The organism is Enterobacter cloacae complex sp. 277I4 (assembly GCF_050031465.1).
Taxonomy (GTDB): Bacteria; Pseudomonadota; Gammaproteobacteria; order Enterobacterales; family Enterobacteriaceae; genus Enterobacter; species Enterobacter cloacae.
The window spans coordinates 4,368,171-4,393,519 of sequence record NZ_JBLGWC010000001.1; the positions used below are offsets into that span (position 1 = coordinate 4,368,171).

The 25,349-nt window shown below is 49.7% G+C and carries 28 protein-coding genes, 1 tRNA gene and 3 pseudogenes; 10 read left to right on the plus strand and 22 right to left on the minus strand.

Features of this window, described 5'->3' with window-relative positions:
• Positions 1-88: 88 nt before the first annotated feature.
• Positions 89-595 carry a G/U mismatch-specific DNA glycosylase gene (mug, locus tag ACQG19_RS21220; RefSeq protein ID WP_020689452.1) on the minus strand — a complete coding sequence of 169 codons (507 nt, stop codon included), beginning with the start codon at positions 593-595 and terminating at the stop codon, positions 89-91.
• A gap of 125 nt (positions 596-720) precedes the next feature.
• Between mug and ACQG19_RS21225 the strand changes: the two genes are divergently transcribed.
• Positions 721-796, plus strand: a tRNA-Ile gene (locus tag ACQG19_RS21225).
• A gap of 161 nt (positions 797-957) precedes the next feature.
• On the opposite strand, the gene ACQG19_RS21230 is transcribed toward ACQG19_RS21225, so the two are convergent.
• The 6 genes and pseudogenes from ACQG19_RS21230 to ACQG19_RS21255 form a co-directional block, all read right to left on the minus strand.
• Positions 958-1,299 (minus strand): TA system toxin CbtA family protein, encoded by a 342-nt coding sequence (locus tag ACQG19_RS21230; RefSeq protein WP_045268641.1) that lies wholly within the window; start codon positions 1,297-1,299, stop codon positions 958-960.
• 20 nt (positions 1,300-1,319) lie between these two features.
• Complete coding sequence (locus ACQG19_RS21235) at positions 1,320-1,637, minus strand: type IV toxin-antitoxin system YeeU family antitoxin (RefSeq protein WP_045268640.1); 318 nt, start codon at positions 1,635-1,637, stop codon at positions 1,320-1,322.
• 19 nt (positions 1,638-1,656) lie between these two features.
• On the minus strand, positions 1,657-1,878 hold the full coding sequence (locus tag ACQG19_RS21240; protein ID WP_007893437.1) for a DUF987 domain-containing protein: 222 nt from the start codon (positions 1,876-1,878) through the stop codon (positions 1,657-1,659).
• An 8-nt stretch (positions 1,879-1,886) separates the two neighbouring features.
• On the minus strand, positions 1,887-2,363 hold the full coding sequence (locus ACQG19_RS21245; RefSeq protein WP_058673375.1) for a JAB domain-containing protein: 477 nt from the start codon (positions 2,361-2,363) through the stop codon (positions 1,887-1,889).
• A 15-nt stretch (positions 2,364-2,378) separates the two neighbouring features.
• On the minus strand, positions 2,379-2,837 hold the full coding sequence (locus ACQG19_RS21250; protein WP_045268638.1) for an antirestriction protein: 459 nt from the start codon (positions 2,835-2,837) through the stop codon (positions 2,379-2,381).
• Positions 2,838-2,938: 101 nt separating this feature from the next.
• Positions 2,939-3,123, minus strand: a pseudogene (locus tag ACQG19_RS21255) (DUF905 family protein).
• Between the two features lie 388 nt (positions 3,124-3,511).
• Between ACQG19_RS21255 and ACQG19_RS21260 the strand changes: the two are divergent.
• Both ACQG19_RS21260 and ACQG19_RS21265 read left to right on the plus strand, forming a co-directional pair.
• Positions 3,512-5,170 (plus strand): ATP-dependent nuclease, encoded by a 1,659-nt coding sequence (locus ACQG19_RS21260; protein ID WP_045268637.1) that lies wholly within the window; start codon positions 3,512-3,514, stop codon positions 5,168-5,170.
• A complete protein-coding gene (locus ACQG19_RS21265) occupies positions 5,163-6,317 on the plus strand; it encodes a UvrD-helicase domain-containing protein (RefSeq protein WP_045268636.1) in 1,155 nt (384 codons plus the stop codon). Before ACQG19_RS21260 ends, ACQG19_RS21265 begins: the two co-directional genes overlap by 8 nt.
• Before the next feature lie 219 nt (positions 6,318-6,536).
• Here the strand turns inward: ACQG19_RS21265 and ykfB are convergent, their stop codons facing one another.
• The 6 genes and pseudogenes from ykfB to ACQG19_RS21295 form a co-directional block, all read right to left on the minus strand.
• Positions 6,537-7,004 (minus strand): protein YkfB, encoded by a 468-nt coding sequence (gene ykfB / locus ACQG19_RS21270; RefSeq protein WP_058673476.1) that lies wholly within the window; start codon positions 7,002-7,004, stop codon positions 6,537-6,539.
• A 22-nt stretch (positions 7,005-7,026) separates the two neighbouring features.
• Positions 7,027-7,470: a YfjS/YafY family lipoprotein gene (locus tag ACQG19_RS21275; protein ID WP_058673475.1), complete on the minus strand. Its 444-nt coding sequence runs from the start codon at positions 7,468-7,470 to the stop codon at positions 7,027-7,029.
• Positions 7,470-7,706 carry a protein YpjK gene (gene ypjK / locus ACQG19_RS21280; protein ID WP_001115854.1) on the minus strand — a complete coding sequence of 79 codons (237 nt, stop codon included), beginning with the start codon at positions 7,704-7,706 and terminating at the stop codon, positions 7,470-7,472. The genes ACQG19_RS21275 and ypjK overlap by 1 nt, the downstream gene beginning before the upstream one ends.
• Positions 7,707-7,742: 36 nt before the next feature.
• Positions 7,743-8,444 (minus strand): annotated as a pseudogene (locus ACQG19_RS21285) (WYL domain-containing protein).
• A 216-nt stretch (positions 8,445-8,660) separates the two neighbouring features.
• Complete coding sequence (locus ACQG19_RS21290; RefSeq protein WP_000197389.1) at positions 8,661-9,482, minus strand: DUF932 domain-containing protein; 822 nt, start codon at positions 9,480-9,482, stop codon at positions 8,661-8,663.
• A 91-nt stretch (positions 9,483-9,573) separates the two neighbouring features.
• Positions 9,574-10,437, minus strand: coding sequence for a GTPase family protein (locus ACQG19_RS21295; RefSeq protein ID WP_058673474.1), 864 nt, complete (start codon positions 10,435-10,437; stop codon positions 9,574-9,576).
• Positions 10,438-10,652: 215 nt separating this feature from the next.
• Here ACQG19_RS21295 and ACQG19_RS21300 point away from each other — a divergent pair.
• Positions 10,653-10,832: pseudogene (locus tag ACQG19_RS21300) on the plus strand (IS5/IS1182 family transposase); the annotation flags it as partial.
• A gap of 48 nt (positions 10,833-10,880) precedes the next feature.
• Here ACQG19_RS21300 and ACQG19_RS21305 read toward each other — a convergent pair.
• The 3 genes from ACQG19_RS21305 to ACQG19_RS21315 are packed head-to-tail and all read right to left on the minus strand — an operon-like array spanning position 10,881 to position 11,570.
• On the minus strand, positions 10,881-11,099 hold the full coding sequence (locus ACQG19_RS21305) for an IS1 family transposase (RefSeq protein WP_001385545.1): 219 nt from the start codon (positions 11,097-11,099) through the stop codon (positions 10,881-10,883).
• Complete coding sequence (locus tag ACQG19_RS21310) at positions 11,059-11,250, minus strand: IS1 family transposase (RefSeq protein WP_001391592.1); 192 nt, start codon at positions 11,248-11,250, stop codon at positions 11,059-11,061. The genes ACQG19_RS21305 and ACQG19_RS21310 overlap by 41 nt, the downstream gene beginning before the upstream one ends.
• 44 nt (positions 11,251-11,294) lie before the next feature.
• On the minus strand, positions 11,295-11,570 hold the full coding sequence (locus tag ACQG19_RS21315; RefSeq protein ID WP_072207158.1) for an IS1-like element transposase: 276 nt from the start codon (positions 11,568-11,570) through the stop codon (positions 11,295-11,297).
• A 217-nt stretch (positions 11,571-11,787) separates the two neighbouring features.
• Between ACQG19_RS21315 and ACQG19_RS21320 the strand changes: the two genes are divergently transcribed.
• Genes ACQG19_RS21320 through ACQG19_RS21340 form a run of 5 tightly spaced genes read left to right on the plus strand, consistent with a single transcriptional unit; the run spans position 11,788 to position 19,622 of the window.
• Entirely contained in the window at positions 11,788-13,497 is a 1,710-nt protein-coding gene (locus tag ACQG19_RS21320; protein ID WP_045344294.1) for a type I restriction-modification system subunit M, read from the plus strand.
• Positions 13,487-14,794, plus strand: coding sequence for a restriction endonuclease subunit S (locus ACQG19_RS21325; RefSeq protein WP_032634419.1), 1,308 nt, complete (start codon positions 13,487-13,489; stop codon positions 14,792-14,794). Before ACQG19_RS21320 ends, ACQG19_RS21325 begins: the two co-directional genes overlap by 11 nt.
• Entirely contained in the window at positions 14,787-15,962 is a 1,176-nt protein-coding gene (locus ACQG19_RS21330; RefSeq protein WP_001581473.1) for a DUF4268 domain-containing protein, read from the plus strand. Before ACQG19_RS21325 ends, ACQG19_RS21330 begins: the two co-directional genes overlap by 8 nt.
• Positions 15,962-19,093: a type I restriction endonuclease subunit R gene (locus tag ACQG19_RS21335; protein WP_058673473.1), complete on the plus strand. Its 3,132-nt coding sequence runs from the start codon at positions 15,962-15,964 to the stop codon at positions 19,091-19,093. The genes ACQG19_RS21330 and ACQG19_RS21335 overlap by 1 nt, the downstream gene beginning before the upstream one ends.
• 34 nt (positions 19,094-19,127) lie before the next feature.
• A complete protein-coding gene (locus ACQG19_RS21340; RefSeq protein WP_006809979.1) occupies positions 19,128-19,622 on the plus strand; it encodes a helix-turn-helix transcriptional regulator in 495 nt (164 codons plus the stop codon).
• Between the two features lie 72 nt (positions 19,623-19,694).
• Here ACQG19_RS21340 and ACQG19_RS21345 read toward each other — a convergent pair whose 3' ends face one another.
• The 4 genes from ACQG19_RS21345 to ACQG19_RS21360 form a co-directional block, all read right to left on the minus strand.
• Positions 19,695-20,321, minus strand: a complete 627-nt coding sequence (locus ACQG19_RS21345; protein ID WP_023294607.1) for an inovirus Gp2 family protein — start codon at positions 20,319-20,321, stop codon at positions 19,695-19,697.
• Positions 20,322-20,446: 125 nt separating this feature from the next.
• Positions 20,447-21,871, minus strand: a complete 1,425-nt coding sequence (locus tag ACQG19_RS21350) for a YfjI family protein (RefSeq protein WP_000481743.1) — start codon at positions 21,869-21,871, stop codon at positions 20,447-20,449.
• Between the two features lie 115 nt (positions 21,872-21,986).
• Entirely contained in the window at positions 21,987-22,217 is a 231-nt protein-coding gene (locus ACQG19_RS21355) for a helix-turn-helix transcriptional regulator (protein WP_000982619.1), read from the minus strand.
• A 341-nt stretch (positions 22,218-22,558) separates the two neighbouring features.
• Positions 22,559-22,999 carry a hypothetical protein gene (locus ACQG19_RS21360; protein ID WP_000459847.1) on the minus strand — a complete coding sequence of 147 codons (441 nt, stop codon included), beginning with the start codon at positions 22,997-22,999 and terminating at the stop codon, positions 22,559-22,561.
• Between the two features lie 128 nt (positions 23,000-23,127).
• Here ACQG19_RS21360 and ACQG19_RS21365 point away from each other — a divergent pair, with 128 nt between their 5' ends.
• Positions 23,128-23,283 carry a hypothetical protein gene (locus ACQG19_RS21365; RefSeq protein ID WP_001225594.1) on the plus strand — a complete coding sequence of 52 codons (156 nt, stop codon included), beginning with the start codon at positions 23,128-23,130 and terminating at the stop codon, positions 23,281-23,283.
• Here ACQG19_RS21365 and ACQG19_RS21370 read toward each other — a convergent pair.
• Complete coding sequence (locus ACQG19_RS21370; RefSeq protein WP_426725985.1) at positions 23,280-23,894, minus strand: Fic/DOC family protein; 615 nt, start codon at positions 23,892-23,894, stop codon at positions 23,280-23,282. The genes ACQG19_RS21365 and ACQG19_RS21370 overlap by 4 nt on opposite strands.
• Positions 23,895-23,898: 4 nt before the next feature.
• The gene (locus ACQG19_RS21375) at positions 23,899-25,215 is read right to left on the minus strand and encodes a tyrosine-type recombinase/integrase (protein ID WP_045269869.1); all 1,317 of its coding nucleotides are present in this window, start codon (positions 25,213-25,215) and stop codon (positions 23,899-23,901) included.
• Positions 25,216-25,349 lie beyond the last annotated feature (134 nt).

Here is a 25,349-nt window from a genome sequence, read left to right on the forward strand (position 1 = left end):
AAAAGCTCCCAATCGGGAGCTTTTTTTTTGTTTATGCCCTCTCCCTGTGGGAGAGGGCCAGGGTGAGGGAATCAGGCCGCAGAGCCCCCTAAAGCCCCCGCACCACCAGCGCCTCGTCGAGCTCCCTGTAAGCTTCCACCAGTTTATCCAGCGTTGCCCTGTTAAGTCCGCTGGGGTTTGGCAGCACCCATACCTGCGTCACGCCGATGGTGATGGCCTGTTTACCCCATTTCACCCCGCGCTGGCTGAACGCCTGCTCATAGGCCTGTTTCCCCAGAATCGCCAGCGCGGCAGGCTGGTAGTCTTCGATCTTCTTAATCAGTTCCCGCCCGCCAGTGCGCAGCTCATGCAGGTTGACTTCGCTTGCCTGCACGGTTGGTCGCTCCACCAGCATGGTGATCCCGCAGCGCGTATCCAGCAGATGCTGCTCCTCTTCAGGCTTGAGTAACCGGTCGGTAAACCCGGCCTGGTAGATCACTTTCCAGAAGCGGTTCCCCGGATGAGCAAAGTGAAAACCGGTATGCGCCGAGGATTTACCGGGGTTGATCCCACAGAACACCACCCGTAATCCCGGGGCCAGAATATCGTTGATCATATTTACTCCCGATTGATACATCATCATGGAAGTATAAAGGATTGATTATGCGTTGTTTATAAAAACAGCAGGCGGGTGTGAATGGCTGGATTGCTGCGGGGAGTTACATTATAATCCACCGCCAGGGCCCCTTAGCTCAGTGGTTAGAGCAGGCGACTCATAATCGCTTGGTCGTTGGTTCAAACCCAACAGGGGCCACCAGATAAAACAAGGAGTTAGATGAGAAATCGTCTAACTCCTTTTTCTTTGGATGCAATTTGGGTCAGGTAATGGGTCAGGTAAGGAATTGCTACCCTGCCCTCTTCATCTCGCTGCCAGCATCCCCGGATAGTGATGAAAGCCAGTAGCACTGCCTGTAATATTCACCGTACCAAATTTTTACGGCTTTGCCGCAACAAGCCAGTTGCCTGCCGTGCTCGCAGAATGTCTACAGCCCGGAGATAAGGGGATTGTTCCTGCCAGCTAAACCCCTTCCTGTCGATACGCACCAGTTCGTATTTTTCCACCAGAAAATTCACGGCATCAGCCAGCGAGATCCCGGCATCGATATGTTCCTGTATAACACGTTCCTTACTGAACGGTGTGTCGTTGAGGGTGAGACCATAGTGCTGTTCCAGCAGGCGTGTCAGTAACATTTTCCAGATAGCCACGGGTGACAGGCAGGGCTTCACCACCCGCAGAGTTGTTGCAGGTAAAGTTTTCATGTTTGCTCTCGTGAAGGTAATTAACGCTGAGTGGGGTAAATGGCGATGTATACGTAGCCGCAACTGCCAAGGGTGTCGGCTTCACAGGTAAAACCGTTGTGGTACAGGGTGACGCAGTGGGCATGTTGGGGGCTGAGTTCACCGGTGGTCAGCATCGATTCCATCTGGCGGATAAAGTGCTGGAATGTGTCATCCAGCTTCAGGCATTCGACGTCACTGAACATACCGGTGATGCTGGCCCGGTCAGCCAGGTAGTGCAGTCGGTTGCCCTCCTGTACCAGACGGGCTCCCAGGCGCGGCGTGATATTCCGCTGCAGGCCCCAGATGATGTGGGTCATGGCGGCTCTCCTTTTATTGTCAGTTCAGGGTGATGCTCATCAGGCAGGTATAGGGCCCGTTACGGTCCTGGCGGCGTTCGGCGTATACCGCGAGGACTCCGGTGATATCCGGAACGTCCCTGCCGGTGTAATGACAGACGCTACCGTGCCACTGATATTTTCCACTGCAGTAGCGAAAGATTCGGGACTCAGGATGCTGGCGGTATATCGTCATTGCCCGGCGTTTACTGATAATTTTCATGTCATACCTCACAGCAGACCGTGTTCTGCGAACGAATAGATTTGCCTGCCGCCGACAATCAGGTGGTCAGGAACGCGGATATCCACCAACTGAAGCACCTGCACCAGTCGCTGCGTGAGGGTTTTATCGGCCTGGCTGGGTGTCGTCTCGCCGGAAGGATGGTTATGCGCCAGTATTACTGCTGCGGCATTGAAGTGCAGAGCACGTTTGACCACTTCCCGGGGATGCACCTCAGTACGGTTAATCGTGCCGGTGAAGAGCGTTTCATGGGCAATCAACTGATTCTGGTTGTCCAGATACAACGCCCGGAACTCTTCCCGCTCAAGTGCGGCCATATGCAGTCTCAGCCATTCACGGACAGCGTGTGAGGAGGTGAAGGCCACCCCGGGTTCATGCAGGTGCCGGTCCAGCGCCCTGAGCGCCCGCTGAATGAGACGCCGGTCCTGTGGCGTCATCTCGCCGGGTAAAAAGGAAAGCTGTTTCATTCGTTGCTCCTTCGGTCAGTCGATGATGCGCAGAATGGCGTGGGCTTCAGGATGCTGCAGGGCATAGTCCCGCAGACGGTAATAGTGCTCCGTCATGGCATCGCATTCGGTACGGCAGGCGTGATGGCTATATTCAATCAGGCAGACAGCAATACCTGCGGCTTCCGCACTCATTTGTGCATCGTTACCGTTCATGCCGTTGAACAGATGCCACTTATCGTCACCTTCAGGCTCTGGGGCCATAAATGCGCCACCGTTACTCAGGGTGCAGAATGACCAGATACCGCCACTGTAGGTCGCACAGAAACGCTCCATCCAGGCAAAAATACGGGGCTCCAGGGTTATCCACTGTGGGATAGTGCCAAAATGCTGAGGCCAGAAATCGATGCGCTGTTCATCGGGAACTGGCGTGACGGTCAGTTCAAATTCGGGTTGGTTAGCGGGTGCGAGATCGTACTGCGTCTGTGTTGTCATGGGTATGTCTCCGTCAATAAAAACGCCAGCGGCGATGGCTGGCGTATGGGGATATAAAGTGTGTTCGGGGAGGTGAAATGTTGCGGGTAAATGCTTCGCGGTCAGCGGGTGGAGTTGCCTGTACGGATGCCAGAGGTGCGGATGTAGCGGTTAAGACCTTCACCAGCATCGGGTTCAAAGTTCCATGCCAGACAACTATCAGATCTTCGGTATCAGTATCTATCAGGCAGATGTGACCGCCTTGGTCGTCTTTAATGTTAAAGTCGGTGATACTGGCAGGAATCAGTAGCCATGCTGCGCAATTAGCTGATACCTACTGTGGTATATCAGCAAGCGATTAGGGAAACGGCTTCAAACTTTCAGCATTGTTCATTACTACTCCTCTGAAAAATAATAAAAAAGCGGCAGAATCGTGAGATTCTGCCGCTAATCGGGTCTATTCAGAGGAATGATATATACCTGAAAACTTTTATAATGCTGATAGACCGTTCTATGCCAAATAGCAGACTTTAAGTTGTCCAAGAACAGCTCTCATATCTTGGCCTATTGATGTAGACCACCCCTTCAGTGCCTGCAGGATTTAAGGGGACAACGAGCCTGCATGTGGACACAGGTATATCGGTGAGTTAATGTCTTTAAGGGGTATCATTTGACAGTATCTTGAGGGAATTAGAGTGCGGGTTAAATCGATTAAGCTTACCAATTTCAAGAAATTCAAAGATGAACATTTTGAATTCAACGATGACGTAAATATCTTTGTAGGTGATAACAACGCCGGTAAAAGTACTATTCTGGAAGCCCTGGAAATCGTACTGAATTACAGCTATCGGGGCCGCCCCTTCAACAGCGAGTTTACGCCAGACATTTTTAATAAGGATGCAGTGCAGCTTTTTTTGGCTTCTGATAAATCGGCCACGCACTTACCTGTCTTGGCAATAGAGGCATTCATTGAGGGGGTTCCTGAATACCGGGGTACAAATAATTTCCTTAAAGCCGATGCTCAAGGGATCACGGTGCTGGTGCGCTTTGATGACACACTCAAGGACGTTTACGCCGACCACTTACTGACAAACCCACACATTACGAGTATCCCGATCGAATTCTACAAGCTGGAATGGCTGGATTTCGGATGGAATCCTGTTAAAGCCGTAGCGAAGAAATTCAGGGCGTTATACATCGACCCAACTCGTATCCACCCCACTCTGGGTAAGAATCAGTACATCTCTACCATACTTAATACCGCTTTAAAGAAAGAGGAACTGGTTAAGCTGACCCTCAATTATCGTGAGAATCAGCAGGTTTTTAACAACTCAGGTGAGGTCAGGACAGTCAACACCGGTCTGGATACGGACCACTTGATCACAGAAAAAAAGCTGTCCATTGCCGCAAGCACTTTACCAGCGGGATCTATTCAGACCAGCCTTCAACTTGAAGTAGATGATGTCCCTTTCCAGTTCATTGGCAAGGGTGAGCAGAGTAATGTGCAGATCAAGCTCGCGATTCAGAACAAGTCGAAGGATATCGATTTGGTGATGATGGAGGAGCCCGAAAATCACCTTTCTCACACTAACCTCAATAAGCTGGTTCACTACATTGAAAATCAGCGGGGAGACAAACAACTCTTCCTTACCACTCACAGCTCGTATGTGCTCAACAAGCTGAGCATTGATAAAATCTGCTTGGTTCAGTCGGGATACAAACGTCTGCATAAGCTTGCCCCTGCAGTGGTCAAAACCTTAAAGCGCTTACCGGGCTATGACACATTGCGCGTGGCACTGTCGCACAAAGTCATCCTTGTCGAGGGACCGTCAGACGAGTTAGTACTCAAGAAGATTTACCACCGCAAGCATAACCGCCTGCCCGAGCAGGATGGTATTGATATCATCGTCGTGCGCGGAGTCGGGTTTGATACGTTCATCTCCGTAGGTATGGAAATTGGTACTCGGATTAACGTCCTCAGAGATAACGATGGCGACTATGATGAAAACGTCGTGAAAGTGCGTGCCGATTATGCGGCCTATCCCAATATCAAACTTATCTCCTCTGCCAAAAATGAGGAGTTTTCGCTTGAACCCGCGATGATATATGCCAATGCAACCGACTTGGTTACGCTGGACGCTTTCGCCAAAGTGGTGTTATCGACACAGACGTTTAACCTCTACGATAAAGTAGTCGACTTAGATAAGCGACGCGACTTTCTGATCGACTGGTTTCGAAGCGTCCAGGGAAACGGTAAGGGCGCTCGCAAGGTCGACTCAGCTATCAAGCTGTTCGATGGCACTCTGAATTTCAGGTATCCACCTTTCCTCGATGAGGTGTTCGACTTTGCCTAATGAATTCTGGATTGCCGGTGCAGGATCAGGAAAAACCCAAAAAGTCATTGAGGATGCCATTGAAGTCATAAAGGCGGGCGGACGCGTATTGGTCGTCACCTACACCATGAACAACCAGGCAGAGCTCCGTTCTCGCTTTGTGGAATTGTACGGCAAACACAGCGATGATTTTGTTGTGAAAGGCCTGTTTTCATTTTACCTAGAAGACTTAGTAAGACCATATCAAACGGCCATGTTTCCAGAGCGAATCACTTCTACAATGTTCACCGAGCATAACCCTCACCTGATACCTGGTACGAGGAAATGGCATCCCAAAAGAGGGGAAAAAATTAATGGGGCGCTGAATCCTCTTCATTATCTGACGCCGTGCAAAACCAAAGCTTACACTGGGCTGCTGGCGAAGCTGGCAACAAGAATCTCCGCTTCAACAAAGAATGCCCCCGCTAGCAGATTGAAAGAGATTTATCAGAGGATCTTTTTTGATGAGGTTCAGGATTTGGTTGGATGGGATTTTGACGTTATCAAAGCACTCAGTAAGGCAATGCATAACTCTATTTGCTGTGTAGGCGATTTTCGTCAAACTATTTACACGACCACGTTCGGCCACAAGGCACCGGAAACACCTGAGCAAAAGATTCAATACTTCAAAGACCTCAATTTTAGTCCGTTCTCGCTGGCGAAGAATCGCAGATGTATCCAGGAAATCTGCGATCTCGCGGATACCATTCATCCCGGTATTTATGAACAAACGCAATCAGAGGTGGGAGAAGTTCCTGCTGAGATGGCCCATCACTGCGGTTGTTTTCTCATAAAACCATCTCAGGTGAACGATTATCTCGATATATTCAAACCTCAAGTTTTGCGATGGTCATCGCCCATGGGAAAAGGCTATTTGCCACCAGGTCTCACCTGTCACACCTTCGGCTCCTGTAAAGGTCTCGGTTTCGACCGCGTACTAATTATTTCACCGGAGAAACATCTCAAGTATCTGGGTGGTGACCTTGGCGTGTTCGATAAAGATAAAACGGAGGAATCTAGAAACAAGCTGTACGTGGCCATTACCCGAGCCCGTTACAGCCTAGCGTTTGTCGTTGAGGAAGAGCATCTTACAAATATAAAGCTGCCGCATTGGGTTAGACCTCTGTAAGTCGATGCTAACGTCTAACCATTTAACTTCCGCTTCACGCTCAATGTAGGCCTTATTGATCTTGATTTATGTCCGATCCGTGCTGTTAGTTTAACGGGTCAAAGCTCATTCTTATAATGTAAAGAATACCGGTCGGGACATTTTCGGGCTCCTGATAAAAGAAAACCCCGGCAGCCTGCTGGCTGTCGGGGGGGGGATTTGCTGAGGAAGGAACAGCTATCAGTCGTTACTGCAGTCTCCGGGAGTGGGTAGAACTTTCTCTGCGTTCTTCAGGTCCACAGTGAAAGTCCCCGCTTTACGGTCATTGACGTAAACGTCAAACTGCCCGGCCTCAGAGATATTGCTGATGAAGTCAAACCAGGCGTTATCGCCGTTACGCCAGCCCAGGCTGGACGGAATAATGTACTGCTGGTGATCCATCACTACGGTGATAGTGGTGCCGTCATCGTGCGAACTGACCATCTTGTCATCGGCAAGGGTAAGAAAGACTGAATGCTGATAAAAACCATTCTGGTCCGGGTTCCCTGTGCAGTTGATGGTAAACGTCTTCCCGCTGGCTTCGGTCACACTGTATTCCGTATTGCCCTGACCGTAACCCTGCTGCCAGAACCCCGGGATCGCAGAGGCATTAAAGCTCGCGAGCAGTACACCCGCCAGCATAAATCGACTTAGTGAACGTATTGTCATTCCTGTCTCCTTTGTCGTTGTTTTATTCCTGGTTCTCAGGGTTTGAGGGTATCAGCAGTCGCCCCATCAGTTTGCCGTCATGGGCGTACTCAAAGTATCTTTCTTTGGTATACGGGTCCGTCACCTCCTGGTATTCCAGTTTGATGTTATCGGCAATACACAGCGCATTCATCAGTGGCTGGACGGTTTTTTCCTGCATATCCACGAGGTAGTAGTAACTGCCACCCTCGCAGCCATCGGGCGACTGGCGGGTACGTAAAACCTGCAAGGTGGGACCGGATACGTAGTCAACCTGTGACCATTCTTCGCTGACATCATCCTGGTGGCTAACCACATCACTGAAACGCGGTGGGGTGAGATCCTTAAATTTGCTGATGGCCTTCAGGCCATCACTTCTGTCATCGCAGGCGCTTAGCAACAGCGTGGTGGCAACCAGCGCCAGCAGAGGCAGTGTTTTACGTTTCATTATTTTTTTCCTGAAATGAGACGAACCACTTTGGCAAAGACATAAATGCCCACGAAAATACCCACCGGCACGCCGACGAACGGTGTCAGCGCGACACTGGCGGCCCCTGCTGCACCTCCGCCCGTCAAGAGTGCAGCAACCGTCGCAAGGGTCAGGGCCGTGAGGCTGTCGGACACCCCGGTTTTGTTCAGAATGATGACGATGACAACAATGGCAATAATGGCAATGAATGGCATAGGCTCTCCCTGCGGATGAGTTGAGATAGACCTGCACTATTCCGGTGGGCTGTCGGCCGGAATAAACGCAAGCAGTGACTGCTGGATAAAGCGAAAATGGGGTAAGGCCTGAATAAACACCGGGTCTTCAACCAGACTGCACAGACTGTCGTTGCGGCGAAAAGTCTCTTGCAAGGGCTGAACCAGATGGATTTCATCCAGGGTGAATACGGCGATATGTCCGTCGTGCTCTGCCACCAGATACCAGGCCTGCTGGTGGATGAGTAACCGACAGGGAGGCAGCCGCTCACAGCGCTGCCCCTAGGCAATTAGCGTCACCCGCCTGCGCCCGGTAATAGCCTGAATCAGTCGCCAGAAAGACAATGCGCCTGATGGCGAAGGAGCCGGACTGGCGGGTGCGATTACGCAGGGAGACTCATCGCACATCAGCAGTGCGTTTACCAGACGACGGTCAAAGCCAGGGAAAAGACCGGCCATCCCGCTGCGGTGGGCAAAGATAAGCACGTCGGGCACCATCTGCGTCTCACTGCCCGCAGTGCGTAAGCGGCAATATCCGGACTGATACTCCAGGTCCAGATACATCAGCCGCTCACGAAAATCACGCCGCAGCGTGCGCACCGACACACCAAACTCAGCGGCAAGCTTACGCACACTCAGCGTTTCCCCTGCCACCAGACGGCTGATTATCAGTGACAGCCTGACAGCCAGCCGGTCATGGCGGCGTTCTGCCTGTGTCATGAGACGTTCTCCGTGAAAGTTAACTGACTGAAAATGATGTGATTACTTTAAAGAGGGGGTCGGACAGGGTATGGACACCACAGAAACTATTTTTCATTTCTGCAAAAGCCAGAGGCAGCGGGGGTTACAGGCCTTCCCTCGGTGAGTGAGGACCGTCAGCACGGTGCGATGCGGACAGGTGGTGTCCGATATTAACAAAGCAGCAACATTAAACGGTCACTGCAGTTGCGTGAGCAGGGCTTCCGCCATCACCCACAGTGCCCGGTTAAGTTTCACGTCCCCGTCGATACCGCGAACGGCACGGGTATGTGACCGTCCTCCTTTGGCATTACGGCCACTGAGCCCGCCCTTAATCAGGTTCTCCTGAATACGCTGGTACGTGGTCCACAGGTCATTGCTCTCATCCTGCCAGCGGCGAGGGGAGAGGATCTGCGATTCAGTCACCGGCTGGTGGTCTTCACCAAAGCGGTATGTGAGGGCGGCTTTTGCCAGTGCCTGCTGCGCAGGTGGTGGCAACAGCAACGACTGCATGGCATCCCGTTTCTCCTCCACCCGGTCAAAAATCCCCAGCACCTCATACGCGCCTTCAATCACCTGACTCACCACGTCCCCCTTGTGTGGCACCCGCACCTCGCCAAACGACTCACCGCAGACGAGCCCGTTCTGACAAACCGCACGAAATAGTCCCGGCAACATCTGATACGAACTAGTGCCATCGTGGGAGTTGAGCAGGATAATTTCTGGTACCTGTTTACCGGTAATCTGCCCCTCACGCCGCAGACGCAGCATATGCTTTGTATGTTCACGACGACCGGGGTCACGCACGCGGGTCTGACAGGCAAAGAATGGCTGGAAGCCTTCTCGCTGTAGGCTGTCGAGCAGGGAGATGGTAGGTATATAGGTATAACGCTCACTGCGGGATTCATGTTTGTCCTCGCTGAACACACTGGGCACCACGCGAAACAGCTCCTCACGGGTTAACGGGCGGTCGCGACGGATAAGGTTTGCTGCGCCAAAGCGCGAAGCCAGACGGGTCATAAGCAGACTCCTCATAATGGGAAAACAAATAAAAGAAATCCCCGTCGCATCGGCGACAGGGTCAGGGAAATAACAGGGATGGTTTAAATACTCAGAAGAAGAAATCCCAGACGGCACGGGCCACTGACACCACGGTGGTGCGCACGGCCTGAATGACGGCCCGCACCGGGGCGGGTATCAGGGGAAAGGCACTGATGCTATCGAGTACAGCACCGACGGTTTCACCAAAATCGCTACGCGCCTGTTCCCGGACTACCGTCGTGCGAAAGGAAGGCTGGAGTTGCGACACCACCGGGCTGGTGGCCTCACGTGGCAGGCACTTAATCATTCGCTCGGCCATCACCCGCAGTCCCCACTGAAGACGGACCGACACGGCACACACTGGATGTACGGGCTGGAACAGCTCATGCAGCAGACAGATTTTACGGCTGATATTCTGCTTCTGCTCTTTGGACAATGGCCCCCCACCGCTGGTGGGCTCGACCTTATCCGACTGGCTGATAACAAACAGCACCTTATGCCGGTATGCCTCCCCAATCACCTGATGATAAAAGTGCTCATCCACCGTCAGCGCCCGGTCATCGGCCTTAATCAGCCACAGAACCAGGTCGAGCCGGGGGAGTTGTTCGCGATACAGCGCAGCATACTCGGTATCGCGAGCGCCACTTTCGCCTACACCGGGTAAATCCACGACGGTCATATAGCGCTCGCCAACCTGCAGACGAAAGCGTAAAGGTTCACGGGTGCAGGCGGCCACATCGCTGACCGGTGATACCTCACTGGCAAACAGGGCATTGCAGAGTGAGGATTTACCGGCACCGCTCTTACCCATAATGCCGATCACTGGCTCGTAGTCAGTTAACTGGTTAATTTGTTGCAGAATCCGCTCTGTTACCCACTGCGGTAGGCCGGAAAGCGATTGCTGAAATGACTTCAAACCTTCAGAATTTTTCATTACTACTCCTCTGAAAAATAATACAAAAACGGCAGAGTCGTGAGATTCTGCCGTTAGTCGGGTATGTTCAGAGTGATGATATATATCTGAAGATTTTTTCAATCCCCTGCGCTTGAGGTAGCTGCGCGACTGCTGGCTCAGGCAATGAATGAGCTATAACAGGGGCATTTACTAACAGGGATTTATTGAGAGTATGAGCCGCCGTGATACACCTTAAAATCGGCTACCATCTGCGTTCGTTGGCGGAAACGGCGATGTCGCGGATGAAGATGCAGTTCGGAGAACGGTTGTCGCTGCGTGATTACGATGCGCAGGTGGGCGAGGCAAGGGCGCGGGTGAAGGCGTTGAATAAAATGACACTGATGGGTGTACCGTTCAGCGTGCGGATTGCCTGAAAGAGGGGGAACAAGGGCTTTGCCGCATCTCGAGGTAATGACTCTAACTTACTGATAGTGTTTTATGTTCAGATAATGCCCGATGACCTTGTCATGCAGCTCCACCGATTTTGAGAACGACAGTGACTTCCGTCCCAGCCTTGCCAGATGTTGTCTCAGATTATGTCGCTCAATGCGCTGAGTGTAACGCTTGCTGATAACGTGCAGCTTTCCCTTCAGGCGTGATTCATACAGCGGCCAGCCATCCGTCCCATACCACGACCTCAAAGGCCGACAGCAGGCTCAGAAGACGCTCCAGTGTGGCCAGAGTGCGTTCACCGAAGACGTGCGCCACAACCGTCCTCCGTATCCTGTCATACGCGTAAAACAGCCAGCGCTGACGTGATTTTGCACCGACGTAGCCCCATTGCTCGTCCATCTCCGCACAGACAATGACATCACTGCCCGGCTGTATCCGGGAGGTTACTGACTGCGGCCTGAGTTTTTTAAATGGCGCAAAATGGTGTTGAGGCCCACGCCCATTAGTCGTGCGGTGGCACGGCAACCGACGCCGTTCATAGCCATATCAATGATTTTCTGGTGTGTACCGGGCTGAGAAGCGGTGTAAGTGAACTGCAGTTGCCATGTTTTACGGCAGTGAGAGCAGAGATAGCGCTGATGTCCGGCAGTACTTTTACCGTTACGCACCACGCCTTCAGTAGCTGAGCAGGAGGGACAACTGATGGAGATGGAAGCCACGGGAGCACCTCAAAAACACCATCATACACTAAATCAGTAAGTTGGCACCATTACCCGGAACTTAATGTCAACTTAGCCATAGCCCATCTTCCACTTCTTTGCGCTATCTCGTTTATGAACCTAGTCATTCCGGGTATCATTTTGCGATTAGCATTCCAAAACCAAATTTAAGATAGGCATGTTTGCACTATCGCTGCGATCGCCCCTGAGGATTTTCATGAACAACGCCGAACAACAGTTCCTGAACGAGCTGGATAACAAATTCTGGAAAGCCGCCGACAAGCTACGCGCCAACATGGATGCCGCCAACTACAAGCACGTGGTGCTGGGGCTTATCTTCCTCAAGTATGTGTCCGATGCCTTCGAGGCGCGTCAGCAGGAGCTAATCACCTTGTTCCGCGATGTCGGCAACCCGGACAACATCTATGCCATGTCGCGCGACGGTTACGACTCTGATGAAGAGTACGCACAGGCGATTGTGGATGAACTGGAGGTGGAAGATTACTACACCGAAAAGAACATCTTCTGGGTGCCGAAAGCCGCGCGCTGGGACACGCTGAAAAACAAAGCCATGTTGCCGACCGGCACCGTGCTGTGGGTGGATGAAACCACCGGCAAGGATGTGACGCTGCGCTCTGTGTCCTGGCTGGTGGATAACGCGCTCGATGAAATCGAAAAAACCAACCCGAAGCTGAAAGGTATTCTGAACCGTATCAGCCAGTATCAATTGGGCAACGAAGTGTTGACCGGGCTGATTAATACTTTCTCTGACGCCAACTTCAGCAACCCGGAATATAACGGCAAGAAGCTCAACTTAAAGAGCAAAGATATTCTCGGTCACGTGTACGAATATTTCCTCGGCCAGTTCGCGCTGGCGGAAGGTAAGCAGGGCGGCCAGTATTACACGCCAAAAAGTATCGTCACCCTGATTGTTGAAATGCTGCAACCGTATAACGGGCGCGTGTATGACCCGGCGATGGGTTCCGGCGGGTTCTTTGTTTCCAGCGACCGTTTTATCGAAGAGCACGCGGGCGAGAAGCAGTACAACGCCGCCGAGCAGAAGCGCAATATCTCTGTTTACGGCCAGGAGTCGAACCCGACCACCTGGAAGCTGGCGGCAATGAATATGGCGATCCGGGGTATCGACTTTAACTTCGGCAGCAAAAACGCCGACACCCTGCTGGACGACCAGCACCCGGATCTGCGAGCTGACTTCGTGATAGCGAACCCGCCGTTCAACATGAAGGAGTGGTGGAACGCCAAGCTGGAAAACGACGTGCGCTGGAAATACGGCACACCGCCGCAGGGCAACGCCAACTTTGCGTGGATGCAGCACATGATCCATCACCTTGCGCCAAAAGGTTCGATGGCGCTGCTGCTGGCGAACGGTTCGATGAGCTCCAACACCAACAACGAAGGCGAAATCCGCCGTAACCTGATCAAAGCCGATTTGGTCGAGTGCATGGTGGCGCTACCGGGCCAGCTCTTTACCAACACCCAAATCCCGGCCTGTATCTGGTTCCTGACCAAAGACAAATCCAGCGGCAACGGCAAAGCGCACCGCAAAGGCGAAGTGCTGTTTATCGACGCCCGCAAGATTGGCTTTATGAAAGACCGCGTGCTGCGTGACTTTACTCGTGAAGATATCGCCAGAATTGCCGACACCTTCCACAAATGGCAGGCAGATAAAGAGTACGAAGACGAAGCCGGATTCTGCTTCTCTGCAACGCTGGAAGATATTCAGAAAAACGACTTTGTGTTGACCCCTGGGCGCTATGTTGGTGCTACCGAGCAAGACGAAGATGATGAACCCTTTGCCGAGAAAATGGCACGATTGACGACGCAACTGAAAGATCAGTTGGAAGAGAGCGCGAACCTAGAAGCACAGATTAAGGCGAATCTGGGGGGGCTGGGTTATGAGTTTTGAGATCCCATTCTCTCATATTGCAGAGATTATTATGGGGCAATCCCCTAAAGGCGAAGAGGTTAATAATGAGGGGATAGGACTCCCCTTATTGAATGGACCTACAGAGTTTACTGACCGTTACCCTGCACCTGTGCAGCATACTGCATATGCAAAAAAAATATCGCTACCAGGAGATATTTTATTTTGTGTTCGTGGTTCAACAACCGGCAGGATGAACTATTCTGATCAAAAATATTGTATAGGTCGAGGTCTTGCTGCAATAAGAGGTCGAAACGGATATCCGACACCTTACGTTAAAGCTGTATTAGAGACTTATCTTCCTAAATTGCTGGCAGCTGCGACAGGATCAACTTTTCCTAATGTTAGCAAAGACCTTATTAATAATATTCCAGTAAGTGTTTTACCTGTTGAGAATGCTTGTAATATTAGTAAGCTCATCGAATTGCAGGAAGAGAAAGTATTCACGAATAATCAGATAAACCAAACCCTCGAACAAATGGCACAAGCCCTGTTCAAAAGCTGGTTTGTTAATTTTGAACCCGTAAAGGCCAAAATGGCAGTGCTGGAAGCGGGCGGTTCGCAGGAAGACGCGATGCTTGCCGCTATGACAGCGATTTCCGGAAAAGATGATGATGCGCTGGTGGTTTTTGAGCGTGAACACCCTGAACAATATGCCGAGTTAAAAGCCACGGCAGAACTGTTTCCGTCCGCGATGCAGGATAGTGAGTTGGGAAATATCCCTGTGACATGGGAGTTAGGGAAGCTTCAAGATTTGTTGGTATTACAGAGAGGTTTTGATCTCCCTTCATCGGCACGAAAAGATGGTGAGTTTCCTCTGATTGCCGCCAGTGGCCCCAACGGTACTCATAATGTGGCAATGGCTAAAGCTCCGGGCGTTATAACTGGTCGTTCTGGTGTGCTTGGTAAAGTTTATTTAACGCTTGAAGATTATTGGCCATTGAATACAACCCTTTGGGTAAAGGAATTCAAACGTGCAACACCCTGTTACGCTTATGAGTTGCTGCGACTATTAGATATGAAAGCGTTTAATGCAGGTTCAGCTGTTCCTTCTTTGAACCGTAATCATATACATAGTTTGAGCTATCCACTCCCCCCTATGGCATTAGTAAATTTGTTTGAATCATCAGCCTTGCTTTTGCATCAGCGTGCACATGTAAATTTAAAACACTCTCAATCTTTGGCATTACTCCGCGACACCCTTCTCCCCAAACTCCTCTCGGGTGAAATCACCCTACCGGAAGCCGAGCAGGCGGTAAGTGAGGCGGAAAATGTATAAAGTCGATACGCCGACCAATAGTCTGCATTCTCTGCAAGAGGTGTCGTTCAGCAGCCTCGGCTTTCGCGAGCGCGATCACCTGCAGGAGTGGCTGGCAAAGAATCCCCAGGCGTTAACCCGCGACAACGACGATGAGTTGCTGATTATCCAGAAAGAGTTCGCCGGTTTTGACGACACCAAAGAACGTCTCGATCTGCTGGCGCTCGATAAAAAAGGCAACCTGGTCATCATCGAAAATAAGCTTGATGATTCCGGGCGCGACGTCGTCTGGCAGGCGCTGAAATATGCCGGCTACTGCGCCAACCTGCGTCAGGAGAGCGTGGTGGAGATCTTCCAGCTTTATCTGGATCAGTATGAGCCCAACGAGAACCGCCAGGCGGCAGAGGTCATCGCCGAATTTATGGGCTGGGAAAGCCTGAAAGAAGGGGTGCTCAACCGCAAAGGCACCCAGCGCGTCATCATGGTTGCGGCCAATTTCCGCAAAGAGGTCACCAATACCGCGCTGTGGTTGATGCAGTTTGGTATCCGCGCCCAGTGCTTCAAAGTGACCCCCTACCGTTTTGGTGAAGACGTGTTTGTCGATATCCGCCAGGTTATCCCAACCCCGGAAGCGGAGTCGTACATGATTGGCATGGCGCAAAAAGAGGCGGAAGAGCAGTCCACCTCCAGCAGTAGCGAACTGCAGCAGCGTCACTATCTGCGCCGCGAGTTCTGGACGATGGCGCTGGAAAAATTCCGCACCAGCCCCTGTTCACTGTTTAACAACCGCGCTCCCTCAACCGATCACTGGCTGGCTGCCGGGTCGGGCGTTAGCGGCGTGCCGTTTGAGCTTATCTTTTCCCAGAAAGACGCTCGCGTGCAGCTCAATATTTCGCGCGGAGATGCGCTGGAAAACACCTGGTTATTTGAACGCCTTCAGGAACGTAAAACGCACATTGAATCGCTGTTTGGCGAGCCGCTCGACTGGCGGTTGCTGCCAGAGCGAAAAAGCTGCCAGATCGTCTGTTCAAAGACGTTTGACGGCGGCAATAAAGAGATCTGGCCTGTCATTATCGACTGGATGATGGATAGCATGAACCGTCTGGAAAAAGCGATCCGCCCGAGCCTGCTGGAACTGGCGATTGAGCTGAAACAGACCGGTATGATCACCGAGGGAGAGGAAGAGTAATGCTGAGCGAAGACGATTTAGAGCAGCAATGCCTGAAATGGTTTGCTGAACAGGACTGGGAAGTGCTGCACGGGCCAGATATCGCGCCGGATGGCGACAACCCGCTGCGTGCTTCATTTCATGATGTGTTTCTGCGCCCGGTGATGCTGGAGCAGCTGCAAACCATCAACCCCCATCTCCCTGTTTCCGTGCTGGAAGAGGTGATACTCCGTATTACCCGCCCCGAAAGCCCGGATCTGGTCGTCAGCAACAAAGCATTCCATCACCTGTTGCTCGACGGCGTACCCGTTGAGTACAAGCGTGAAGACAAAACGGTTCACGATAAAGCCCTGCTGATGGATTTCAACCATCCCGGCAATAACCGCTTTATGGTCGTAAATCAGGTGGCTATTCAGGGGATAAAACAGGTTCGTCGTCCGGATGTGATTGGCTATATCAACGGCCTGCCGGTGGCGGTGATTGAGCTGAAAAGCCCGATTGATGCCAATGCCGATATCTGGGCTGCGTTTAACCAGCTGCAGACCTATAAAAACGAACTCAGCGACCTGTTTATCTGTAACGAAGCGCTGGTAGTGAGCGACGGGCAAAATGCGCGTATCGGCTCTCTGACCGCTGATGAAGAGCGTTTTCTGCCGTGGAAAACGGTGGCGAACGAAGATGATAAACCGCAGTTTCACTGGCAGCTTAAAACGGTAGTGCAGGGCTTCTTTAATAGCGAACTGCTGCTCGATTACATTCGTTTCTTTGTGCTGTTTGAAAACGATGGCAAACGGCTTATCAAAAAGATTGCCGCTTACCATCAGTTCCACGCGGTGCGTGAAGCGGTTGCGGCAACGATTGTGGCCTCTACCGGTAAACATCTTCCGCTGCGCAGCAACATTACCCCCGGCAGTAAAAAAGCGGGCGTGGTGTGGCATACCCAGGGCTCCGGCAAAAGTATCTCCATGTGCTGTTACGCCGGAAAGCTGCTGCAACAAACAGAGATGAATAATCCGACCATCGTCGTGGTGACCGACCGTAACGATCTTGACGGGCAGCTCTACGCCACGTTTTGCCAGGCGCATGATTTACTCAAGCAAACGCCGTTACAGGCCAACGACCGCGACGAACTGCGCGAGCTGCTCAACGCCCGTGAATCCGGCGGCATTATCTTTACCACCGTGCAGAAGTTTGCGCCGCTGGACAGTGAACAGAGCCATCCGGCACTTAACGTCCGCAGCAACATCGTGGTGATTTCCGATGAAGCGCACCGCAGCCAATATGGCCTGAGCGCCACGCTGGACCGGCAAACCGGGGCCTATAAATACGGCTACGCCAAGCATATGCGCGATGCGCTACCGAATGCGTCGTTTATGGGCTTCACTGGTACGCCGATTGCCTCGGAAGATAAAGATACCCGTGCCGTGTTCGGTGATTATGTCTCTATCTACGATATTCAGGATGCGGTTGATGATGGCGCGACGGTGCCGATTTACTACGAATCCCGGCTGGCAAAACTCGATCTGAACCATGACGAGCTGGAAACGCTCTCTGATCAGGTGGATGAGCTGGTGGAAGATGAAGAGACCGGCCAGCAGGAGAAAACCAAAGGTGACTGGAGCCGTCTGGAAAAGCTGGTCGGTTCAGAGCCACGTATTCAGCAGGTCGCCGCCGATCTGGTTCAGCATTTTGAAACACGTAACACTGCCATGAACGGCAAGGCGATGGTTGTCGCCATGAGCCGCGAGATCTGCGTGAAACTGTACGATGCCATCGTGGCGATACGCCCTGAATGGCACAGTGAAGACGTTGAACAAGGGGCGATCAAAGTCATCATGACCGGATCGGCGTCAGATAAAGATCACCTGCAATCGCATATTTACAACAAACAGACCAAAAAACGCCTGGAAGCCCGCTTTAAAGATCTGAACGATCCGCTGAAACTGGTGATTGTGCGGGATATGTGGCTGACCGGGTTTGATGCCCCATGCTGTCACACCATGTATATCGACAAACCGATGCGCGGCCATAATTTGATGCAGGCGATTGCCCGCGTTAACCGTGTGTTCCGGGATAAACCCGGCGGGCTGGTGGTGGATTATATCGGCATTGCCAACGAGCTGAAGCAGGCGCTGAAAACCTATACCGATTCAAAAGGCAAAGGACAGACAACGGTCGATGCCAGGGAAGCCTTTGCGATTCTGCTGGAAAAAATGGATGTCATTCATGGGATGTTTGCCCGTTCGGCGGGTAAGCCGGGATTTGATTACACGGGCTTCTCCCGCGATCCGCTGGCCTTCTTGCGTGATGCCGTGAACTACATTCTGGGACTGGATGACGGTAAAAAACGCTACCTCGATGTTTCGCTGGCGATGAGTAAAGCCTGGTCACTGTGTAATACGCTGGATGAGGCGAAACCCTTACAGGAGGAGTTCGCGTTTCTTTCGGCGGTCAGGGTGGGGCTTATCAAGCTCGATCCGAAGGCAAAGTTTAGCCAGTCAGAAAAAAACTCTCTGCTGAGCAAGATCCTCGATAACGCGGTTGTCGCGACCGGGGTTGAGGATGTCTTCGCACTCGCCGGGCTGGATAAACCGAACATAGGTTTGCTGTCCGATGAGTTTTTGGAAGAAGTGCGGGAAATGCCGCAGCGTAATCTGGCAGTGGAACTGCTGGAAAAACTGCTCAATGACGGCATTCATGCCCGTTCGGGCAATAACGTGGTGCAGCAGAAGAAATACTCCGATCGACTGAAAGCGGTGCTGCTCAAATACAATAACCGCGCCATTGAGACCGCGCAGGTGATTGAAGAGCTGATCCAGATGGCGAAAGCGTTCCAGGAGGCGATGGCGCGTGATGATGCGCTGGGGCTGACCCCGGATGAAATCGCCTTCTATGATGCGCTGGCTGAAAATGAAAGTGCAGTGCGTGAACTGGGCGATGATACGCTGAGAAAGCTGGCCATCGAAGTGACATTGAAATTGCGGCAGTCCACCACCGTGGACTGGCAGGTGCGTGAAAGCGTGCGTGCCCGATTGCGTATTCTGGTGCGCCAGACGCTGCGTAAGTATAAGTATCCGCCGGACAAAACGCCGGGCGCCGTGGAACTGATTTTGAAGCAGGCAGAAGTGGTGTCGAACAGCTGGACAGTCTAAAACGTTCATCGATTATCTTGACGGAGGTGGTTCAATGTCGGTTACTGTAACAGTTGAAAAAGTAGGGGCGGCATTTGCATTGATCAAATGCCACCATAGGCCTGAAGCAGAATATGAATTTACTGGTGAGTTTCTCGGGCTTTCACACGAGCTGAAGTTTGCAGGGAAGAATTTACGAGAACTGAGAGAAACTGGCTGTTCTATTTATGGAATTTATCAGGATGAATACGGCATGACCTTACTTCCTGATCATCCCGGCATTAAACTGGCCGAAATACTAGCGGTATCAAATATAGGACTGAATAAATTTTCGGTTTACATGGGATGTCGCGAGCAAGAGATAGTTGAATTGTTGAACGGTTCAGTTTCACTGACGAAAGCTATGGCACTCCGGTTATCGCATGTAGTCGGTGGAAGTTGGTCGAAGTGGATGTTAATTCAAGAGCAGTTTGAATTACAGTTGGCACAACGAGAGATTAAAGAATTAATGATTTTGACTAATATCGGGGATGAGGTCGTTGGATTATAGTAAAACAACCATCTTTAACTGATGGGTTTGGCCTTTCCATCCATAAGAAAGGCCATCGTTGTAAAAAATAAATTACCCGCGACTGCAGCCGAAATTACGGTCCCCATCACCGACTATTTTAGTTCTTACTTTGGTCATGTAATCCACTCTATTCATCAAATCGCTATAAGTCTGCTCAAAGTTGTCCCTTTTACGATTGAGAAGGTATTTGCCATTTGGCGGGTAATTAACTAACTTCCCCGAGCTATCTATCGGGATGCCAAGCGCACTGTACCAAGCTGTTGTTATCATTGTTCTTATCGTATTACGGTTTAAATCGTAATCACCTACATGATAATAAGCATCCTGATTGAAGCACAGTATCAAATGGTAATGCCGCTTTCCATTTTTGGTATATTCTCGGACCCATGCGTAACGTAAGGTTGAATGTCGGGTATCAGGCCAGTCTTTCCGTTGAGTTTTAATATGCTTATCGTGTTCAAGCTTTGCTTTTAACGCACTGGTAAAGCGAGATATAGCAGCAGAGTCAACCCTAGGTTGAAAGAATGGGTTATCTATTTCTTCTGTATCAATTGGGTCATGCAGATCAACACGAAGAATCATTGAGTTAGGATGTTCATTGAGGGAGTCTTCAATAACCTGTTTGATTCTATCCCGATATAGGGATATGTGTGATCCGAATTCACTATCGTATGTCATATAGCATCCTGTTTGATGATATTGGAGTAAGTGATGGATTTAATATATATTACCTATCATGACAACAAACCATTAACTGAACTGGGCTAATTATTCATTTTTGCTCTTGAATTAAAAACAATTAATCAGAATGAAGTTGAGGAGTTCAAGCCAGCGATAGCTATTAATGTGGTTTTCCCCTTTTTTCCTACAAGGATTTTATTTTGAGAGAATAATGTACTGAGTAATTCATTTGCTTTACTACGATTCCTGAATTTATTAGGACCATATTGGAGTATGGTGTTTTTCGTAATAAAAGGTTTACAATAACGAATGCAATAGTTTTTTATCCAGCAGTAAAGCTCATCTGTTTCCGCAACATCTAAAGAAAACTTTTCTTTTTTGGAGAACAAACGGATGTATTCTTCAATATACCAGGCCATTATATCCACTGCTGCTTTTACAGCGGCAATAGATATATCGCCCTCATCACCACTGAAGTAATGTAGTAAGGCAGCAAGCCTCGCCATATTCTCCGCCATTTTAGATGCATAATCCTTAAAATCAGACAGGAAGCCAAGCAACCCCATTTCTGACTCGACTTTGTTATAAAATTCGAGCCAGTGTTTTTCTGCTTCGGGAGAGAAACGCAGACACTGACGCTCATTTTCCTCATTTCTCGCAATGCTCTCATTAACAATGTCTATCAGTCGTTGATGAAATACCGGCAGATGCTCATTTGAGACAACCGGACTGGTAATTTGCCTGTTGCCCTGTGTTGAACCCGGTTGACATATCAAACATCGGGCGAAGAATCCGATCCCTTTCGCGGCATCGCCTTTTCGTTCCAGATACCCTTTTTTAAACACATCAGGCTGAATCATCAACCCCAGCGTCATTCTGGCATCTTTGATTAATTTATCTGGCTCGCTTTTTCTTTCCACGGGAAACATTGCGCCATCCCACATTTTATTGATGAACGGCAGTTCATTCAGCGCATAGCCGTCAAAAATAGTGCCAGCTTCATCAGACATAAGTCCTATGGACCGCCAGCGTCCACAGAGAGAGTCTTTTATCGCCGCAGGTGTGGCATCGTTGTATATCTGCCTTAACCGGACCGGTGCTTTTGGAGACGCAGCCAGTAACACTTTCAGCCGTTCATTCGTTGTGGAGTGATCTTTATTACGGCGAATATCGGATTTCAATTTTGACATCAGTGCTTTCTTTTCAATATTAAAAACCGTTTCTTCATTCCTCCAGACAATTAGGTCCTGGGTATATTTTTTAGACCATTCTTCTTCCAGTTGATACATTGGCTTCATCAGTAGTTTGTCCACAGTGCTTTTGCGCTCACCAGAATCAGCCAGTGTCAGTAAAAAAAGCGATACAGGGCTGCGCAGATTATTCAATCTGCACACATCAATCCGGTTCTGGCAGGCAAGCGAAATTACTCCCAATACCGATGCAGCAATCAAAGCTTGGGGAGCCTGGGTCTGCTGCTCCGCTTCATATACAGCATTTCTGATGATCTGCGGGAACACATGCACAGGGAAAGGACGACCGTTAAACATATAACACCTCTAATACAATTCACGTTAAAAATTCCCGCACAATTTGCTATTCCGCTATTAATAGCGGAAGTAGCAGGGTTAACGCGGGTCACTCAGAAAATGATCTCCCTTGAAACTAACGTTCATTGATCCAATAGAGCAGATCACTTAATAGCCATCCGCAGGATTTCAGGCCAATAGGCTTACGTAGCGGAAACTTACCAACCTGTTCCAGTTTCCACGCGGTAGAGCGGGAAATTGAAGTAATATATTGCCGTTCTTTTTCTCGTACTAATCGATCGCAAGTCTCACCATAATCTCTTAATACTTTTATACGTTGTTCATTTGTTAACTTGAAAGGCATCATTTGAGTTTCCTTGTTGATAGCGTGAAATTATAATGGTCGAGCCAAGATACGTGCGCAACATTCACGATTCTCATTAAGGAAAAGAGAACTTAAAACAAAATAAAAAACTTTACTATCAACAGGTTATGCCATGCATGCATTTTCCCTTATTAAGGGGTGCTATGATATGACTGAGATAAATTGCACACAGCAAACCATATATCACAGAAATAATATGTGAAAGATTCATGCTGGAGAAGAGCTGAAGGATGATTGCTGAAACGACTTTCAATAAATTCAAGAACCTTGTATTACCTGAGAATTACAAGCGTACTGATAAGTAACTCTCAGATTTAAAGAGATTACTGTTTAGCATCCATTTTTTTGAATTCTGTACACCAAGACTCAACAGTCTTTAATTGGAAGGAGTAAACAATATCATGTGACCTTGCTATGGAATCGAATTTTTTAATTAAATCCTTTGCAACAAACTTATCCATTCCATAGTGAGCTTTAATGAGAAGATAAATTGCATTTACTGTTGCCTTTCCTGCTCTTGGGACAGAGCTTTTAACTTTTGATGTCGCGCCATTATTTGACAACCCTTTTTTCAACTCATTATTTTCACTTCTAAGCATTTCAATATCTTTGATGAAATTTCCTCTATCAACAAGGAAGTTTTCCATATCTTTATGATACTTTTTTATGTCATCTAAAAGATTACTGTTTTCGCTTTTTAAAGCATTATTTATCCTCAGTAGTTCCTCAAAATTTTCTCGTGTCAAATCAGACTTATCAAACATTTTTTATCCTTTTAAAATCAACAAACATCTTGCAACCAAAAAAAATTACGATAAGCAATGTGAATTTAACTGGACCAAACTATCGTCAAACACCTACAATACTAGCAGCAGCCATCAGGAAATTTTTCATGAGAAAACATACATCATCTCAAGTAACTAAAGCAAAAATCCTCCGTGCCGTTGCCAGTTCAACTGCAATCGAAACGGGTGTTTCTATCCCAAAAATTGAGCAGCAACTGAAACAAAATCAGGCACAGGCGAAAGCCGTTGGCCTCGCCCGCTAGTCTGGCAAGATATCGCTCATCAGCTGCATCATAGGGCTGTAGTTCCCTGAGACACCTGCCTGTATTGCCTTGAAGTAAAACACCTTGTGCTCATCCCACAGGCTGTAGTCCAATAAGCCCTTCCCCGCCAGTACCGACAACACATCGCAAAGCAATCTCGACAGACGCCCGTTACCTTCTCTGAATGGGTGGATCAAAATAAATTCCACATGACATTCAGCCAGATAACGAACCAGCTCCGGACGAGCCAGGGATTTCAGTTCACCAGACCGAGAAAGAAACTGCTTCTCGAAACCATCAAGCAGCAGCGGAATCCTGTCGGCAGCCGCAAACTGAAAGCCGTCCTTAGTCAGGTTAGCGTTACGTAGCCTCCCTGCCCAATCGTACACATTCCCTAGCCACTGGCGATGCCACCTGCTGACGTGCTCAAAAGCCAGCGCCTCAGGCGGCTTGCCCTCAATAAATAGCTGCTCATACAACATCAGCAGCAAGCCAGACTCCAGCGCCTCCATTTCCTGCTCATCAATGATCCCCAGCTTATTGGCAAGCACTAGGTCGTTTGAGCCTGGCTGATATCGCTCTTCTGCTGAATTAAGCTCATATTTTGACAAGCCCTTACCTCCGCCCAAACAGGTTCACAACGTTGTTTTCATGCTGCCGCTGATAGTTATTAACCCGGTCTTCCCAGATCTCAAGCGCCCTACGCTTTTCAGGCAGGTAATCATAACGATCATAGTGTTTCGAGCTAACGTCGTTCAAAGCGTGATTTTGAATACGGTCACGGATCTCTTTGCTGATCCCCGCCTCCCCCATCAGCGTTTTACAGGTACGGCGTAAATCTCGCGCCGTGAAAACTTTAAACTCAGGATTAAAGGCCCGAAAATACATGATGGAACGCGCCAGACTATCCGTGCGCACTGGGCGCTCACCGTTCGTTGATAACGGAAAAATATAGGGACTGTTACTTTCCTTAGTCAGCTCTTTAACTGAGGCTAATTCCTGTAGTGCCGATTCAGTCAGCGGGATCAGGTGCTCACGCTTGTTTTTCGATACATCGGCTATGACCAGCAACGTCTTCTGTTGCCAATCAATAGCACTCCACTGGCTGGCAATCATTTCAAACGGGCGCTGTCCACCAGCATAGACACAGAAGCGGATAAGATGCTGCATCAGCGGCCCAACATTAGTGGCCTGTGCGAACTGCTCCATGACAAAACGCAGTTCTTCCAGCGTTAACCATGTATCACCCACTTTCTCCGCCGAGGACTGCTTCGGTATGGCCGATACCGGATTTACTTCAAGACCAAACGTAATACCCACGCTGGTATTCATCGGATCGTTATCGGCTTTCAGGCCGTAGTTAAATGCCGCCATCAGGTAGGAACGAATGCGGTTTGCATGGACTACCGCATCACGCTGGATAATGCCTGAGAGGATGGTTTTGACCTGAAGAGGTGTTACATCTTTCGCTTTAGTTTCGCGAGGGATAACCGTGTAGCACTCTTTTTCAAGGCGCTTCAGAACATCAGCCCAGGTCCGCTTATTGTCGAGCTTCATCTTGTTAACGTAGCCATGCACCAGCTCCTCAAACGATCCTTGAGAGCGATGGATCTGCATAATGTGCTGCTCGGCCAGGCGTTGTTGCTCAAGTTCTTGCTGGGGTTCTTTCCCTTCAACAAGCCAGGCACCATACTTTTTCGCAAGCTCGTTGGCCGTCACCAGTTTCATCTCAGGCCAGATGCCCAACTGGATGAACTTCTCTTTCTTCCCTTTCTCAACGTAGTAACGGAAATAAAAAACTTTGCTGCCTGAAGGCTGAACCTTAACGCCAAGCCTGCCAGTACCACGTTGAGCGCTGTTGCTCCATACGTAGTACGCCGTGCTTTTTGTCTTCAATCCACGTATAGCAGTCTCGGTAAGATTAGCGGCCATGAGTTTACCTTTCTAAGGATAAGCGTTACCTGACCCGATGCCCATTTCGGGTCAGGTAACGGGTCAGGTAAGGATAGTACAATGGGGAAATGAGAGAACCAATCAGAAACAAAAATAATTTCATAACTAATTGA